The 15,799-nt window shown below is 50.9% G+C and carries 16 protein-coding genes and 1 tRNA gene; 8 read left to right on the plus strand and 9 right to left on the minus strand.

Translation table 11 applies throughout. The features are described 5' to 3' along the window. Nucleotides 1–21 precede the first annotated feature (21 nt). Nucleotides 22–94, plus strand: a tRNA-Glu gene (locus tag ANT_RS05635). A 70-nt stretch (nucleotides 95–164) separates the two neighbouring features. On the opposite strand, the gene ANT_RS05640 is transcribed toward ANT_RS05635, so the two are convergent. The 6 genes from ANT_RS05640 to secG all read right to left on the minus strand — a co-directional run bounded on the left by ANT_RS05640 (nucleotide 165) and on the right by secG (nucleotide 4,610). Further along, nucleotides 165–686, minus strand: coding sequence for a sirohydrochlorin chelatase (locus ANT_RS05640; RefSeq protein ID WP_013559548.1), 522 nt, complete (start codon nucleotides 684–686; stop codon nucleotides 165–167). A gap of 27 nt (nucleotides 687–713) precedes the next feature. Further along, nucleotides 714–1,451 (minus strand): DUF554 domain-containing protein, encoded by a 738-nt coding sequence (locus ANT_RS05645; protein ID WP_013559549.1) that lies wholly within the window; start codon nucleotides 1,449–1,451, stop codon nucleotides 714–716. Nucleotides 1,452–1,456: 5 nt separating this feature from the next. Continuing rightward, nucleotides 1,457–2,005, minus strand: a complete 549-nt coding sequence (locus ANT_RS05650; RefSeq protein WP_013559550.1) for a cob(I)yrinic acid a,c-diamide adenosyltransferase — start codon at nucleotides 2,003–2,005, stop codon at nucleotides 1,457–1,459. A gap of 24 nt (nucleotides 2,006–2,029) precedes the next feature. Then, complete coding sequence (locus ANT_RS05655; protein WP_013559551.1) at nucleotides 2,030–2,596, minus strand: hypothetical protein; 567 nt, start codon at nucleotides 2,594–2,596, stop codon at nucleotides 2,030–2,032. Next, nucleotides 2,593–4,287, minus strand: coding sequence for an ABC transporter substrate-binding protein (locus ANT_RS05660; RefSeq protein WP_013559552.1), 1,695 nt, complete (start codon nucleotides 4,285–4,287; stop codon nucleotides 2,593–2,595). The genes ANT_RS05655 and ANT_RS05660 overlap by 4 nt, the downstream gene beginning before the upstream one ends. A 101-nt stretch (nucleotides 4,288–4,388) precedes the next feature. Beyond that, on the minus strand, nucleotides 4,389–4,610 hold the full coding sequence (secG, locus tag ANT_RS05665; protein ID WP_013559553.1) for a preprotein translocase subunit SecG: 222 nt from the start codon (nucleotides 4,608–4,610) through the stop codon (nucleotides 4,389–4,391). A gap of 67 nt (nucleotides 4,611–4,677) precedes the next feature. On the opposite strand from secG, the gene ANT_RS05670 reads away from it, so the two are divergent. From ANT_RS05670 to ANT_RS05680, 3 genes are read left to right on the plus strand one after another with little or no spacing between them, the layout of a single operon-like run. Next, nucleotides 4,678–5,748 (plus strand): CehA/McbA family metallohydrolase, encoded by a 1,071-nt coding sequence (locus tag ANT_RS05670; protein ID WP_013559554.1) that lies wholly within the window; start codon nucleotides 4,678–4,680, stop codon nucleotides 5,746–5,748. A 3-nt stretch (nucleotides 5,749–5,751) separates the two neighbouring features. Then, the gene (locus ANT_RS05675; RefSeq protein ID WP_013559555.1) at nucleotides 5,752–6,258 is read left to right on the plus strand and encodes an aminoacyl-tRNA deacylase; all 507 of its coding nucleotides are present in this window, start codon (nucleotides 5,752–5,754) and stop codon (nucleotides 6,256–6,258) included. Then, a complete protein-coding gene (locus ANT_RS05680; protein WP_013559556.1) occupies nucleotides 6,255–7,070 on the plus strand; it encodes a hypothetical protein in 816 nt (271 codons plus the stop codon). Before ANT_RS05675 ends, ANT_RS05680 begins: the two co-directional genes overlap by 4 nt. Nucleotides 7,071–7,093: 23 nt before the next feature. Here ANT_RS05680 and ANT_RS05685 read toward each other — a convergent pair whose 3' ends face one another. Then, nucleotides 7,094–8,545, minus strand: a complete 1,452-nt coding sequence (locus ANT_RS05685; RefSeq protein ID WP_013559557.1) for an RtcB family protein — start codon at nucleotides 8,543–8,545, stop codon at nucleotides 7,094–7,096. 14 nt (nucleotides 8,546–8,559) lie between these two features. Further along, on the minus strand, nucleotides 8,560–8,979 hold the full coding sequence (locus ANT_RS05690) for an archease (protein WP_013559558.1): 420 nt from the start codon (nucleotides 8,977–8,979) through the stop codon (nucleotides 8,560–8,562). A gap of 16 nt (nucleotides 8,980–8,995) precedes the next feature. On the opposite strand from ANT_RS05690, the gene ANT_RS16160 reads away from it, so the two are divergent. From ANT_RS16160 to ANT_RS16170, 4 genes are read left to right on the plus strand one after another with little or no spacing between them, the layout of a single operon-like run. Further along, a complete protein-coding gene (locus ANT_RS16160) occupies nucleotides 8,996–9,757 on the plus strand; it encodes an FHA domain-containing protein (protein ID WP_013559559.1) in 762 nt (253 codons plus the stop codon). Between the two features lie 3 nt (nucleotides 9,758–9,760). Next, nucleotides 9,761–10,213 carry an FHA domain-containing protein gene (locus ANT_RS16165; RefSeq protein ID WP_013559560.1) on the plus strand — a complete coding sequence of 151 codons (453 nt, stop codon included), beginning with the start codon at nucleotides 9,761–9,763 and terminating at the stop codon, nucleotides 10,211–10,213. A gap of 3 nt (nucleotides 10,214–10,216) precedes the next feature. Continuing rightward, nucleotides 10,217–11,086 carry an S-methyl-5'-thioadenosine phosphorylase gene (gene mtnP, locus ANT_RS05705; RefSeq protein ID WP_013559561.1) on the plus strand — a complete coding sequence of 290 codons (870 nt, stop codon included), beginning with the start codon at nucleotides 10,217–10,219 and terminating at the stop codon, nucleotides 11,084–11,086. Beyond that, nucleotides 11,083–13,677: an FtsW/RodA/SpoVE family cell cycle protein gene (locus ANT_RS16170; RefSeq protein ID WP_013559562.1), complete on the plus strand. Its 2,595-nt coding sequence runs from the start codon at nucleotides 11,083–11,085 to the stop codon at nucleotides 13,675–13,677. The genes mtnP and ANT_RS16170 overlap by 4 nt, the downstream gene beginning before the upstream one ends. Here ANT_RS16170 and ANT_RS05715 read toward each other — a convergent pair. Next, nucleotides 13,674–15,728: a thioredoxin domain-containing protein gene (locus tag ANT_RS05715; protein ID WP_013559563.1), complete on the minus strand. Its 2,055-nt coding sequence runs from the start codon at nucleotides 15,726–15,728 to the stop codon at nucleotides 13,674–13,676. The two genes, ANT_RS16170 and ANT_RS05715, sit on opposite strands and share 4 nt — an antisense overlap. Nucleotides 15,729–15,799: the final 71 nt, after the last annotated feature.

Raw genomic sequence — 15,799 nt, forward strand, 5'->3', positions numbered from 1 at the left:
TGATGGTAGAATACTGCCTGCGCCTCCATCGTCTAGGGGACCAGGACGCAGCCCTTTCAAGGCTAAAACGCGAGTTCGAATCTCGCTGGAGGCACACCAAAAAAGCCAGTAATTTACTGGCTTTTTTCATTGCTTTTTATCCTTCGAACCTTCAAAGAGAACTTTTACTCCTCAAAACGATGAAGGTGCGTTTCCAGCAGGGAGATAATCAGGTCTTCCTCAACTGGAAAAGCATACACGATTTTTGCTTCGGGATGGGCTTGGGCTACCTCCTGCACAGTAGTGGCAATCTCACTTTCTGTGTGGGTATTCCCCCGAATGAGCATGGTAGAAACCACTTGAACCGTACTTGCTCCAAGCGAGAGGGCTTTTTCGATGGCTTCGGCAACGGTTGGAGCGCAAAATTCATTGTAACCAACCAATACAGGGATTCCCAAGCGTTCTGATAACTTTTTTGCCAGAGCCTCAACGGCTGTTTTGTAAGGGTCTGTTTGGGGTGTTCTTTTCCACGTGCGCACTTCTTGGTCAAGACGTGCATGCCATTTTTGCAGAAAACCCCAATGTGCCTTTTCATTGAGAATTTCCAGCATCATTAACAATCCTACTTTCATCCCGGGGTAATTGCTTGGGGGAATCCCATGCGCTGCAAGGACCACTGTGTTGGGTTTGGAAGTGTTCTTCGCCATTAACCAGATCCTTTCATCAGTAAAACCTTAAGGTAGGGACACCTGAACACCAAGAGCACTCAACAAAGCCACGATTAGAGGAGCAAGGATCAGCGCTGGCAGGAAGTTACCTGTACGGATTTTCTTAATCTCCAATAATCCGCTTACGGCTATTCCCATCAGCAGAATACCTCCTGTAGCGGTCATCTCGTTCATCATTTCAGGAGTAGTGATGGCTTGGACCTGTGCCGCTAACAGGCTGATGGCTCCCTGGTAAACCAGGATGGGAAATGCCGAAAATGCCACCCCAATCCCCAAGGATGAGGAAAATGCCAGTGAGGCAAAGCCATCCAGCACCGATTTTACCGCCAGCAGGCGATAGTCTCCACTGATTCCGTCTTGAATGGCACCTAAAATCGCTACAGGTCCAACGACAAACACCAGCGAAGCGGTGAGAAACCCACGAATAAAACGCTCGCGCTGATAGTTAGAATGTTCCCCCTCATCATTGGCATGGTTGAAACGTTTTTCCAGCCAGCTACCTAATTGGCTCAAAAGGTCTTCAATCTTCCACCATTCACCCAGCAAAGCACCAATCACTAAACTTCCTAAAACAATTAACGCATTGCCGGTTTTGAGGAACATTTGAATCCCCAGCGCAAAGGTGAATAACCCCATACCGGAGACAACCGTCTGCTTTAATTTGTCAGGAATTCTTCCCCCTAAAAACGTCCCTAATGCAGAACCTAACAGGATGGCGACGACGTTAAGAATGGTGCCTGTCATGTGACTTATCCTTTTGCCAGAGTGGGAGTATCGGGTTTTTCCAGAGAAGTTTCGAACAACTCAAGCAGGAACAGCAATGAGGATAACCGATTTAAGTACCGTACCAGTTCGATGTTTTCAAGATCACCTTCGTGAAACAGGGCAACCACACGGCGTTCCGCACGACGGATGATGGTGCGCGCCAGCGATATTGCGCCGCTGGCGGGAGTATCGCCGGGCAGAATGAACTCTTTGGGGATGTTCACTTGTTCGCTGATGTCTCGGGTTTTCTCCTCGAGCCATTGTACCTGTTCGCTTTGAATGGTGCGAAACCGGCTAGCGTTTTCCGGGGTTGCTGCCACTTCAGCCATGATCTGGTAAAGGTCGCGCTGAGTCTGAATGAGCAAAGAGCGAACCATCTCGGATTTCGAGAGTGAACGTGCCAATCCAATTGCCGCGGTGGCTTCATCCAGAGTGCCAATGGCTTCAATTCGAGGGGCGTTTTTGGCAATTCGCCCTTCTCCCAGTAAACCGGTAAAACCGTCATCACCGTTGCCTGTGTAAAACGGAGACATTTCTGCTCTCCTCCTTTTAAGGGCTTATTTGGATGGAATGCTGGTGAGGTACAAAAACCAGAAACGCGGTTGCGGGAAAACCGATTGCAGAGGTGTGTCCCACAGGAATTCTCCTGGAACAAAGAGGTTTCGCAAGGTGCTATCCAGAGAAACCAGCGCCCCAAGTTCGGCAGGCTTTTCCGGGGGTATCTCGTCTTTAAGCAGTTCCAGAATGACCCGGTTACGCACTTGTCCACGGTATACATTAAGACGCCCTGCGCTTTGGCGGGTAAGTTCCTGAATGGTATGTTCCCAGTTGTGCACTCGTTGAGCAAATTCTCTGGCGGCTTTCTTTGCCCAGTTAGAGCGCCAGCGTTCTCGAATGTCGTTGATGATATCGGAAAACGTCATGGCTTCCGGAAGGGAAAAAGCAGTGATGACCTTCAGACTCAGGATGACGCCTCCCAGTGTCATTTGATCCATGCCGGGTTCATTGATGGAGGATGAAGCAGAGGGCAGGGGCCAGAAGATAGTCGGAGAAAGCACATAGGATTCCAGGTCTGGAATGGCAAGTTTCAGGTATTTCAAGTGATACTGAGAAATATCGTTCATGGTTGTGTCGGGGCCCCCTGAGGTGTGGCAACCACCCGCGGACGATTGACCAGATACCACTCCGTGATATGGGCAAACCGGTCGCTTGGGTCAAACAACGGTCCCATCCTCACTCCGCCAATTTCACGGCTGACACCATAGTTATACACGCGGTAGAACAAAGGCAATGCAGGTAATTCCTCATGGAAAATAACCTGGAAGTTTCTGTAATAGCGGGTGCGCTCATCTCGATTGGTGGCTACCCGTGCCTGTTCCAGGTACTCGCTTGCCATGCGATTGTCCCATTGCGAATAATTCTGTCCATCTCCGCTGATTTGCGCCTGGTCCCAGAAGGGATATGGATCAGGATCCGGGGTTTGGGTGAGGTTCAAATCCACCAGCGCCGCCTGGTAGGCTCTATCCTTGAGGTTTTCCTGCACCAGTTGATCGTAGGGTAGAGGTTCAAGGGTCACCTGTACCCCCAATGCGTTCCAATTGGTGCGGATTTCTTCTGCCAGGGCAAGGTGTAATGGCGTATCTGGCACCAGTAAGGTAAAGGCAAGCGGTTTCTCCCCCTTCACTCGCACAGCATCGCCCTCTTCAGCATAGACATACCCCGCCTTTTCCAGAAGAGTTTTTGCCTGTTGAGGGTCATACTCGAAAGATGGAGTGGCGTAATATGCCCAGGTACCTGGCAGAATTGGACCGTTTGCCAGAATCGCCTGTCCTTTCAAATGCACGTCAATCATTCCCTGACGGTTTAATCCTAACATCAGGGCTTTACGCACATCTTTGTTCTGGAAGAACGGCACATCCGCATTGTTCAGATTGAGTAAAAGGATGCTCAGAATAGGCTGACGCGCAGAGTAAATGGCAAGGTTGGGCTCTGCCAGCGCGATTTCCAGAACGTCAGACGTAATTTCACTGATTCCCTGAACTTGTTTGTCCTGGTAGGCTTGCAGGGCACTCGCCGAGTCCGGGTAATAGCGAAAAACAATTTCATCCAGATAGGGCTTTTCGCCATAGTAATTCTGGTTGGCAGACAAAACCACCCCGGTAATAACACCGTTTTCTACAATAAGACGCGAAAACTGATAAGGCCCGGTTCCTACTGGTTTCAGGTTGAACGGATCATTAACAATCTGCTCGATGGTCTTATTTTCAAGCAGGTGCTTGGGGAGGATGCCAAAGGTGAGGTAATCCAGAAATGGTGCAAAGGGTGCCGGAAGTCTGAACTGCAAATCGTATTCACTCAACCGCACAACCTCTACTGCTTTCCAGAATTCCTGTAAGTCGGCGGGGACGATGTTCCCTCCGTTACGCATCAGTTCAATAGTGAAAATAACATCATCGGCGGTAAATGGTTTTCCATCATGCCACCGTATATCCTTGCGCAAGGCAAGATTGTACAGGGTGCCGTCTGCAGAGACACCCCATTGAGCTAAATCAGGTTGCGGGTTAGCGGTACTGTCAAAACGAATCAAACCGCTGAAAATAAGGCGGTCCACATCCCGGTCAGCCTGCGAATAGCGGTCCAGCAAAGGGTTCAGACGTTGAAAAGAACCGATGAGCGCCTCGGTATACACGCCGCCGCGTTCAGGTTCGGGAGTATCCAATGGGGTCGATGGGACTGGTTGCTCGGTCAAGAGCAGAATTCCAACGACCAAACCTGCCAGAAAGATGATTAAAAGTTGCCAGCGTATTTTTCTCATATGCGGGAATTATAAAGCAAATAGGGCAAATCTCGTCAATGCACGAGATGCCCTATCTGCTCCTAACTGAGTAAAAAGGATGAAAAAACTCAATCCCGAATTTACTGGATGATGGTCACCGTCAGAATCAAGATAAAGAAAAGCACGCTTAATCCAATGGTGACGTAGAAAAGGGTTTTTTCAATGCCACGCCGGGCTGTGAAGACCGTACTGCTGTCGCTGCCGGTCAAGCCACCCAGTCCGACGCCTTTACTCTGCAAAATAACACTGATGATCAGTGCAATTGACGTTATAATCAACGCAATATCCAGATAGGTCTGCACGTTTGTCCTCCACCATGATTGAACTGGCTCGAATTATACCTTTTCCCGGAGTGAATCGTCAACTAGTATGACCGTCGAACTTGTCGTCAATCTGCACATGCATACCCCTTACTCCGATGGGTTTGGCACGCATAAACAGATTTGCCAGACTGCCCTTCGGCATGACATTGATGTGGTGATTGTGACCGACCATAACGTATGGGTGCGTGACCTGGAGGGATACATCACCGAAGGGAAACGACGGGTGATGTTGTTGATTGGGGAAGAAGTCCATGACCGTAATCGCATCCCTCAGAAAAACCACCTGCTGGTAATTGGTGCAAACCGTGAACTGGCGGGCTTTGCAGACAATCCACAGCGGTTGATAGAAAACGCCACTCAAGCAGGTGGGTTGACTTTCATCGCTCATCCGGTAGACCCGGAATTGCTGATTTTCGGCGAGCAGGATATTTCCTGGGAAAATTGGGAAGTCTTCGGATTCACCGGGATAGAACTCTGGAATGGGTTTAGTGAATTAAAAGCGCGGGTCAAGAACCGCTGGCAGGGGATTTTTTATGGGCTATTCCCAAATTTTTATCCTGCCGGTCCGCTTCCGGAAACCCTGAAACGCTGGGATGATTTGCTCATCAATCGCCCCGAAAAGTGTGTGGCAATTGGTGGCTCCGATGCTCATGCCTTGCCGATGAAGTTTGCCTTTCTGCGGCGGGTGATTTTCCCATATGCCTTTCACTTTCAGGGGGTAAATACCCATCTTCTGCTTGAGGAAGACCTGAGCGGAGATTTCCTGCGTGACCGTCAAAAAGTTTTGGGGGCTCTGGTTGCCGGGCATGCCTTTATTGGCTACGATCGTCCCGCGTCCACACGTGGTTTCCGCTTTTATGCCCATGGAAGCGAGGGCACAGCGCTGATGGGGGATGACTTACGTTTGGGAACCGGGGTTACATTCCAGGTGCGTTTGCCTCAACGGGCTGAATGTGTATTAATCCGGGATGGTGAACCGGTGCAAGTATGGGAAGATCAGGAAGCCTGTACGTACATGACTACCAAACCCGGCATCTATCGCGTCGAGTCGTATTTGCCGTATTTGGGCAAAAAGCGAGGGTGGATTTTCTCCAATCCGATTTATGTGCGGGGGTAAGATATGGCTGTGGTAAACAATGTGACCCGAATGCTGGATGCGAAAAAAATCCCCTATCAGGCGTTTGAGTTGCCTGCTGAAAAACTGGGGGCAGAAGAAACTGCCCGGATTTTGGGGGTCTCGCCCTCAGTAGTATTCAAAACCATCGTGGTCAAACGCTTCACACCAGGTACCAAGCCAATTCTGGCAGTCATTCCTGGAGACTGTGAACTGGACGAGAAAAAATTGGCGGCGTTGCTGGGAGAAAAGAAAGTCCAGGTGCCTTCTCAGCGTGAAGCCGAAGAGATGACCGGTTTACTGGCGGGGGGAATCTCGCCGCTGGCATTAATCAACCGCGGGTTCCAGATTTGGATTGATGAAAAGGCAATGCGTTTGGATTTCATTCACGTATCGGGTGGACAGCGCGGGCTGAATATCCGTCTCAAGCCTCAGGATCTGGTTCGTCTCACTCAGGCACGCCTTGGAGATCTTTCGAGCAGCAAGGGGTTTCAGGAAGGGGATGACAAATGAACACATCGCGCAGGTTCTGGCTCTGGGTGTTTGGCTGGCTTTGCTTTCCTATTCTGGCATGCAATCTTCCTATCTCTGTACAATCTGAGCCTACGCCGGATTTGTTCTTCACTACCCCTGTCCCTACAGTCACCATGTTTTCCCAGACACGAAATCTTCCCACCAGTACCTTCTTGCCCACATATACCATGCCGCCCACACCTACCCTCCCGCCAGGCTTTGATGAGACTTTTGATGCCGGGTTGGAAAACTGGAAAGATTTATACGTGCTGACCACCCGCGCTCCCGGTGGAAAGTTAAGTTCTCGTATTCGTCAGAGCGCTGGAGCCCTGATCTTCGACATGCAGGATGCTGAAACCTACCTTTACCGCATCCATCGCTCAGTTATGTCGCCGAATATGGTTGTGGAGGCTGAGGTGAGTGTGGACGGTCAAAAAGATAACGGGTTTATGCTGGTTTGTCGTGTTGACGAGTCACTGTCCAATTGGTACGAGGCTCGTGTCAGTGGCACAGGGGCTTTCTGGATTTTGCGGTATGATCGTGCCTTGAAGGAACGCGAAAAGAAAAATCCTTACGTTCAGTTGATGTCCGGCACAGGGCCTGCCGATGTCTTTCGTGTTGGCGAGACAAACTCTGTGCGCTTTTCCTGCCTTGAAAATCGCATTTCCTTGCAATTTAACGGTCGCGGGGAGGTTTATTCCGTAGAGAACGGTGATTGGCGTCAGGGGACATTTGCCGGTTTTGGTGTATTTACCTACGAAAAATTACCTGTAACGGTGCGTTTTGAGCGCGTTCTGGCAAGCCAGCCGTAAACCAGCCTGCCCGAACCCTTTTCCTATCCCTTAACCACGGCGACCGGTCTCAGACGGGCAACCTTTCGGGCAATGCCTGCGCCGCTTACCGTTTCTACCACAGCGTCCACATCTTTATAGGCTTGAGGGGCTTCCTCAGCCAGTCCGGAAAGCGAACCAGCGCGAAGATGGATTCCATCGGCTTCCAGTTCCTTTCTCAAGTGCTCGCCGCGCACCTGACGTTTGGCTTCGTTGCGACTCATCACCCGTCCTGCTCCATGACAGGATGAGCCAAAAGAGATGCGCATGGAGGTCTCTGTCCCCACCAGCACCCATGAGGCTGTGCCCATGCTACCGGGTACCAGCACAGGCTGACCGATGGGGCGGTAAGCCGCCGGGATCGCCGGAGAACCGGGCCCAAAGGCGCGTGTAGCCCCTTTTCGGTGCACGCACACTTTGACCTGCTTTCCATCTACCTCGTGAGTTTCAATCTTTCCAATGTTGTGGGCAATGTCGTACACCTGGCGCAGATGCCAGTTCTTGACTTTCCCGCTCAGCACTTCCTCAAATGCCTGACGGGCATGATGTGCTAGAATTTGGCGGTTCAGGAAAGCGTAATTGGCGGCAGCGCGCATGGCTCCCAGATAGGCTTGTCCTTCCGGCGAGTCCAGTGGCGCGCAGACCAGTTCCCTGTCTGGTAATTGAATGCCGTATCTCCGCACTGCTCCCTGGAATTCTTGCACATAATCTGAGCAAATCTGATGCCCAAAACCTCGCGATCCACAGTGGATGGAGAGCACCAGACAGCCTTCAAACAATCCCATGGCATTGGCGGCTTCGGCATCAAAGATTTGATCTACCACCTCAACTTCCAGAAAATGGTTACCTGCACCCAGTGTCCCCAGTTGCTCCCGTCCGCGCTCTTTCGCCCGTGCGCTCACCTTTTCCGGTGCAGCGCCTTCGATACAGCCATTTTCTTCCGTGAATTCCAGGTCCTGTTCGCTTGCCATGCCCTGTTTGAGTGCCCAGCGCGAACCTAATCGGCAGGCTTGATCCAGTTCTTTGTCGCTCAGGCGAATGGCACCATGCGTGCCAACACCACTGGGACAGTGGTGGTCAAGGGCGGCTACCAGTGTATCCAGGTAAGGCTCGACCGCTTCATAAGGAATGGCGGAGGAGAGTAAGCGAACTCCACAGTTGATATCGTAGCCAATCCCGCCGGGAGAAATCACCCCTTCAGGGTATCGGGTGGCTGCCACGCCGCCAATAGGAAAGCCATATCCCTGATGCATATCCGGCATGACCAGCACGCGCCCTACCAGTCCGGGTAAAGTGGCTACATTTACGGCTTGTTCAATGGAAGCATCCTGTAAGGCTTTTTCCAGCAACCGGCGCGTGGCAAAAATGCGCACCGGTACACGCATTCCTGATCGAAACGTTGGAGGAATTTCCCACTCGTAATCGCTGACTTTTTGAAATATCTGGAGGGTAATCATGCTTTACCTCCTTTCTATACATCGAATGTAATGGTTGCTTCCAGTACGCCGTTTTGCTTTTGAATGGACAGATTGTGGAAGGTAACGGCTTTAATCTCTTTGGCAAGGGATTTCAGCGGTACGCATTCCAGTTGCGCTTTGAGCTTTGTGCCCTCAAACTTCAAATGAAATGACCGGGGAACTTTGCTTTTTTCCAGAAGAAAAAGAATTTCTGTCAGAAAGGCGACCAAAAGAGCCTCAGGGTCATCTCCCTCCACTGTTAAGTCGCTCAATACTGCAGGGACATCCAGTGATTCTACGCCCATCAGATGCAACATCCCTGTAGCGGCTTGCTTGAAAAATGTCGGCAAATCGGGCGCCCAAACCCGCAAGGACCAGTCTGCCGTATGCTCGATTTCCTCAAAACCCATCAAAGTTTTTGGTTCGCTTGCCATATTATAATTATAAGGTATGAACTTTCCCCTGCATCGCATGGAATTTCTGCTCAGGCAATGGCTTGAAGGTTGGTCTGGCTCTTCGGCTGAAGATTTTCTCCTGCACTTTCTACAAGAACTGGAGCGAATTCTCCCGCAGGTGCTGGCAAGCCAGTCTTCAGATCTCCTAGAGGAAATGAACGTTCTTCTTATCGTGGGAATTTCTCCCCAGGTGAGAGCCCATTTTCAGGAAAAATCTCCCGTTCTTAACGATCTCTTGCATTTACTTCAGCAGGTTGCCAGAGAGCAGGGAATGCGTGTGCATTTTTCAATTGAGTTCGTCGAAGACCCTCGCTTGAAGCTCGGTGAAGTATGGGTGGATTGGGAGATGCCTGAGCAGGGAAGCAGTACGCGCGCCATGCCCAACCCGTTGGGAGTATCTTTGCGCGAAACGGGCAAACGCGCATATCTCATTGTCCCGGGAGGCAATCTCTTTCCACTGGAACAAAGCGTGGTCAATGTAGGGCGAATGAAAGATAATCACCTTGTGCTGGATGATCCAAGAGTTTCTCGCCATCATGCTCAGATACGACGCAGTCCTGAGGGGTTCATTCTGTTTGATTTGAACTCTACCGGGGGTACAATGGTCAATCATCTGCCGGTACATCAGTGGACTTTGAGACCAGGGGATGTCATCTCGCTGGCAGGGGTCACCCTGGTATATGGAGAGGAAGAAGAACAGAATTCTTTTGATGAGGATACGACCGATACTGCCACTTTGCCGAAGGGAAACGCATAGCCTATGATTGCCATTGTTTTTTTGATTCTTCGGCTGGTTCTGGTCGTGTTGTTGTATGCTTTTCTCCTCTGGGCACTTTATACCCTGTGGAATGATTTGCGGATGCAAACTTTAGCCCTGCAGGCTCCGCAGATTCCCCCTATAACGCTGGAAGTGACCAACCTGATGGACGAACAACCGGCAACATTTGACCTGCCGGAAATTCTGGTCGGCCGTAGTGCATCAGCAAACTACACTATTCGGAATGAAACCGTCTCTTCTCAACATGCACGCCTGTCTTACCATCATCATCAGTGGTGGGTAGAGGACTTAAAGTCCACCAATGGCACGTTTCTCAATGGGGAACGTGTGGTTTCTCCCACGGTGGTGATGAATGGAGATGAATTGCGTTGTGGCCAGGTGAATATTCGGGTGACGGTACATGAACCTCAGAAACAACAGGTAAGGAGGATATAAGAGATGAAAGAACATGCTCCAGTTCTGGGTGTAATTGGGGGGTCTGGGTTATATCAGATGTCGTCGTTGACCGATGTGGAACAGGTGGAAGTAGAAACTCCTTTTGGGAAACCGAGTTCCCCGGTGGTGATTGGTACGCTGGAGGGTAAACGGGTGGCTTTCGTGGCGCGGCATGGGATTGGACACGTTTATTCTCCCAGTGAGGTGAACTATCGTGCCAATATCTATGCACTGAAGATGCTGGGCGTCAAGCAAGTCATCAGCATCAGTGCCTGTGGTTCGTTGCGGGAAGATTATGCGCCGGGACATATTGTCATCCCCGACCAGATTTTTGATTTCACCCATAAGCGGGCGCGTTCTTTCTTTGGAGATGGATTGGTTGCCCATGTGGGGGTGGCAGACCCGGTTTGTAAGGATTTGTCCCGGCAAGTTTATGAGGCTGTCCTGCAGGCTGGCGGTACGGCTCATTTAGGCGGTACATTGATTACCATCGAAGGTCCCCGTTTTTCTACCCGTGCCGAATCCAACGCGTATCGCTCCTGGGGAATGTCCATTATTGGCATGACGGCATCTCCGGAAGTGTTTCTGGCGCGTGAGGCGGAGATGTGCTATGCCATCATGGCGCATGTGACCGATTACGATGTCTGGCATGTCAGTGAAGCGCCGGTGACTGTGGAAATGGTCATTCGCACGTTGCTTCAAAATACCCAAATTGCTCAGCAAGCCGTGCAGGCGCTCATGCCACATGTGCCGGTTGCCTGTCAAAGTGGGTGCCAGCACGCCCTGGCAGATGCATTAATCACTGCGAAGGATCGGATTCCACAAGAAACCCGCGAAAAATTGAGCCTTCTGGTAGGGCGTTATCTCTCGTGAAGTCGTCAGCGGTTCCTTTCCCTTCTCCCATAGAGCGAGTACAGAAGCGCTTGCTCTGGTTGGCAGGCGCATTCTTGCTGGTTTATGCGATATTACTTACCCTGGCTCCGGCAGTGAAGGTGCGGGGCACGGGTTTCGAATTGGAATGGAGACACTGGCTGGGGTGGCTTATCTGGGCGGTAGGATTTGGAATCTTGCATCATTTCAGCCGACGTCTTGCTTTTGAAGCCGATCATTATCTGCTCCCTCTGGTTGCTCTTCTAACGGGATGGGGGATTCTAACCATCTTTCGGCTGGATTTTTTGCTTGGACTTCGTCAAGCCCTCTGGTTGGTGATTGGACTGGGGGTTGTGGCTTATTTGATTCGGCGTGAGGGCTTTCTTCAATTCCTGAAACAATACCGTGTTCTGTGGCTGGTGGGAGGGTTAATGCTGACCGCTCTCACTCTGGTTTTTGGTACCTATCCCGGTGGAGAAGGTCCCCGTCTCTGGTTGGGGTGTTGTGGAATTTATTTACAACCTTCTGAACCGTTAAAACTCCTTCTGGTGGTGTTTTTGGCATCTTACCTGGCAGAAAAGCCCTTGTCTCAGGCAAAACGCCTGCGCTTAATCCTGCCTACGCTGGTGCTTCTGGCATTAGCCATTGCACTCCTCTTGATTCAGCGCGATTTGGGTACGGCAACCCTTTTCATCCTGATATATACCTTAACCCTGTATCTGGCAACCGGAGAGACAAAAGTTCTCCTGTTTGCTGGAGGTGCTTTATTGTTTGCGGGGGTGGCGGGGGTGTTTGCCATTGACGTGGTGCGCTACCGTGTCGAATCCTGGCTCAATCCCTGGGCTGACCCTTCTGGACGTTCCTATCAAATCATTCAATCCCTCATTGCTATTGCCAGTGGTGCCGTGCTGGGTTCTGGGCCCGGTGTGGGATTCCCCTCGGTGGTTCCGGTAGCGGCTTCCGACTTTATCTTTACAGCCATTGCCGAAGAAACCGGGCTTATTGGCGTGATTGGATTGTTGCTGGCTTATGCACTTTTCCTGGTTAGAGGAATAAGAATTGCCTTATTTGCCAGCAGGCAGTATCACCGTTATCTTGCTGCTGGGGTTGTAGCCTATTTCACCTCCCAGGTTGTGCTCATTCTTGCCGGCAACTTGCGAGTTTTGCCTTTGACCGGGGTAACATTGCCTTTTTTATCTTATGGCGGTTCGTCTCTGCTCACTTCACTTCTTGCCGCAGCGCTTCTCTACAGTGTTAGTCGGGATGTGCGCGAAGAACCTGCTCCTCTGTACACTGTGAATGCTTATCTCCATCTTTTTACTGCTGGATTAATCCTTCTGGGAGGGCTGGCTCTTGTGGTGGGTTGGTGGGCGGTAGTGCGCCAGGATGTTCTAACTGCCCGTTTTGATAACCCTCGCCAATATCTTTATGACCGCTACGTTCAACGAGGAAGCATTGTCGATAGAAATGGTGAGATTCTGGTGCATTCGGTGGGCATGCCAGGACATTATCAAAGGGTTTGGGTCTATCCTGAACTCGCAAATACACTGGGGTATAACCACCCCTTATATGGAAAAACGGGTCTAGAGGCTTCCATGAATGCCTACCTCAGAGGCTTGCAGGGAGTGCCTTCCTCTCTCATCTGGTGGAATCGACTTTTATACAGTCAGCCTCCTGTGGGGTTGGACGTGCGCATTACCATTGATGAGCCTATTCAGCGGGCTGCCGATGCGTTGATGGGCAATCATCAAGGAGGGCTGGTGGTATTGAATGCCCAAAGTGGTGAAATCCTCGCTCTGGTGAGTCATCCCACATTTGACCCCAACCGACTGGGGGAAACCTGGCAGGAAATTATCTCTGACCCGCGTGCACCGCTGGTCAATCGGGCAGTACAGGGGCAGTACCCTGTTGGGAGTGCTCTGGCTCCGTTGATTTTGCTGGGAAGTGTTAACAAAACCCCTCTTCCAGAATTTCCCCAGGAACTAACTGCACCCTGTGGGTTACGTCCTGAAAATAGTACCTGGAATGCCGCCTTGAGTCAGGGATGTTCCTCTGCCCTGGAGTTTTTATTAAGGGCTTTTTTCCCCACAGAACTGGATCGTTTCATGCGTTCCCTTGGGTTGGATCGAGGCTATTCGCTGCCAATTCCGGTCGCTGCGCCTCAGTACCGTTTAGCCGAATCTCCTGCTCAGATGATGCAACTGGAAAACTGGTTACAGGGTTCCCCCTTGCAAATGGCTGTAGCAGTGAGTGCCTTGAGCAATCAGGGAGTCCTGCCTTCTCCCTCGTTGGTTCAAGCCGTGCATACACCACATCAGGGATGGGTGGTGATAAATCGTCCATTCAGTAGCCAGGTGGTCTCTGCAAGTGTTGCTCAGCAAGCCCAGCAGTTCTTGGCTATGCCCGGACAGTTGTACTGGCAGACGGTTGCCGTAGTGGGTAAAGAGCAAAAAATTACCTGGATGTTGGGTGGAACGACGCGGGAATGGAAAGGGGCTCCGGTGGTGATTGCCGGGGTGTTGGAAGAAGAAGACCCTCAACGCGCCCAGGAATGGCTGGCTGTTTTATTTGAGACAATTTTGAATTCGCGTTAGTGGCTTGCCTGCGTTTGCATTTGTTGGCGGAAAGTTTCCAGGTCGGAGGTGGGCTGAAGGCAAACAAATCCTTCGCACAGGTAAGCAGTAACTTCTCCATTCAGCACCGAACGCTCCTGTAAAAGAGCAGGGGCATTTGTGGCGGGCTGAAAAGTGGATGAGGCACAAACCAGGCGGGGACGATAAGTTTCCCAGAGGATGTTTTTGAAGGGCTGAAGTTCTTCCAGGGTTCTTGGAGCCAAAAGGGCTACCTGTCGCGAAGGACCCATTGCCCAGTCTATGGCTTGCAACCAGAATCCGAATGCGGTTGGGTACTTTACCAGGGAGTCCTGCAACAGGGGGAAAACCCGGGTGGCAAGTTGATAAATGGAATCATCCCCAGAAAATTCGTATAGCAATAAAAGCGCATAAGAAGCCAGGGAATTTCCACATGGCGTCGCGTTATCTTGAAAATCTTTAGGGCGGATGATTAAGTCCTGCTGGTCATCGCGGGTATCGTAAAACCCGCCTGCAGGATCCCGATAACGGGAAATCATCTCCTCTCCCAGTTTAACGGCCCATTCATACCACACAATGTTATCGTCGCTCTGATACAGGGCAAGCAATCCGATGATCAGCGACGCGTAATCTTCCAAAAGGGCGATTTGCCGGGGCGAACCTTCCCGCCAGGTGCGCATTAATCCTCTCGGGGTGTACAGGTTTTCGAGAAGGAAATGGGCATTTTGTTGGGCGGCATGTAAATAATCAGGACGATTCAGATATCTTGCCGCTTCTGCAAGTGCCCGCAGGGCAAACCCATTCCAGGAAACAATCACTTTGTCGTCCGTTGATGGACGCACCCTGAGAGATCTTTTCTGGTACAGAAGGGCTCGAACTGTATCCATTTGTTTGAGAAAGTCCGTCTCTGATAATCCAGTTTTCTCCGGTAGCCTTTCCCAATCCTCCTGAATTTGCAGAATGATTTTTCCCTCAAAGTTCCCGTTTCGAGGGAGGTTAAATACCTGACAGGAAAAATCCCATTGCCCGGCGGGCTCAAGGATCTGTCGAAGTTCGTCAAAATCCCAGAGGTAAAACTTTCCCTCCTCCCCTTCCGAATCGGCATCCAGACTGCTGAAGAACCCTCCCAGAGGGTGTCGCATTTCTTCTAAGAGGAAATCCAGTGTTTGGGTGGCAATGCGCAGGAACCACGGGTTTTTTTCCAGCATGCCCGCATGGAGGTAAACGCTGGAAATCTGGGCATTGTCGTAAAGCATTTTCTCAAAGTGGGGTACTAACCAGTGATTATCGGTACTGTAGCGGGCAAACCCTCCGCCAATGATGTCATACAATCCGCCTCTGGACATCACCTGTAAATTATGCTCCACAGGTTTCAGCGCATCCTCATTTCCGCGCGTTACCTGCAAAAGGAGAAATTCCAGTGCCATCGGCTGCGGAAAGCGCGGAGCATTTCCCCAGCCCCCATAGCGGCGGTCGTATGAAGCCAGGAGGGCGTGTGTCACCTGTTCAAGCAGGTTGGCGCGTAAAACCAATCCAGGAACGCTGCCCCAATCGTTCATGGCGTGAATATGCTGGGCAAGTTGCTCGCCGGCTTTGAAGAGATCATCGCGGTCGTTCTCCCAAGCCTGTAAAGCGGCATGTAACACATCTCGAAAGGCGGGTAAACCATGCCGTGGAGTGGGCGGAAAGTATGTTCCGCCATAGAAGGGTTTGCCTTCAGGAGTGAGGAAAACACTGAGTGGCCAGCCACCCTGTCCTGTCAGGGCGATAACTGCGTTCATGTAAATGCCATCTACATCCGGACGTTCTTCTCGATCCACTTTAATAGAGACAAAATGTTGGTTAAGGATTTCAGCGATTTGTGGATCCTCAAAAGATTCGTGTGCCATCACGTGGCACCAGTGGCAGGCAGCGTAACCAATACTGAGAAAAACCGGTTTATTTTCACGGCGGGCTTTTTCAAAAGCCTCATCACCCCATGGGTACCAGTCCACAGGGTTAGTAGCATGTTGAAGCAGGTAAGGCGAAGTTTCGTGAATGAGACGATTTGGCATAAAGATTACCTGAAAAATCAATTTCCCTGAGTATAGAGGATTAACCCAGGGAAATCAATGTTTGTGTAAAA

It is taken from the genome of Anaerolinea thermophila UNI-1, assembly GCF_000199675.1.
GTDB classification, from domain to species: Bacteria; Chloroflexota; Anaerolineae; order Anaerolineales; family Anaerolineaceae; genus Anaerolinea; species Anaerolinea thermophila.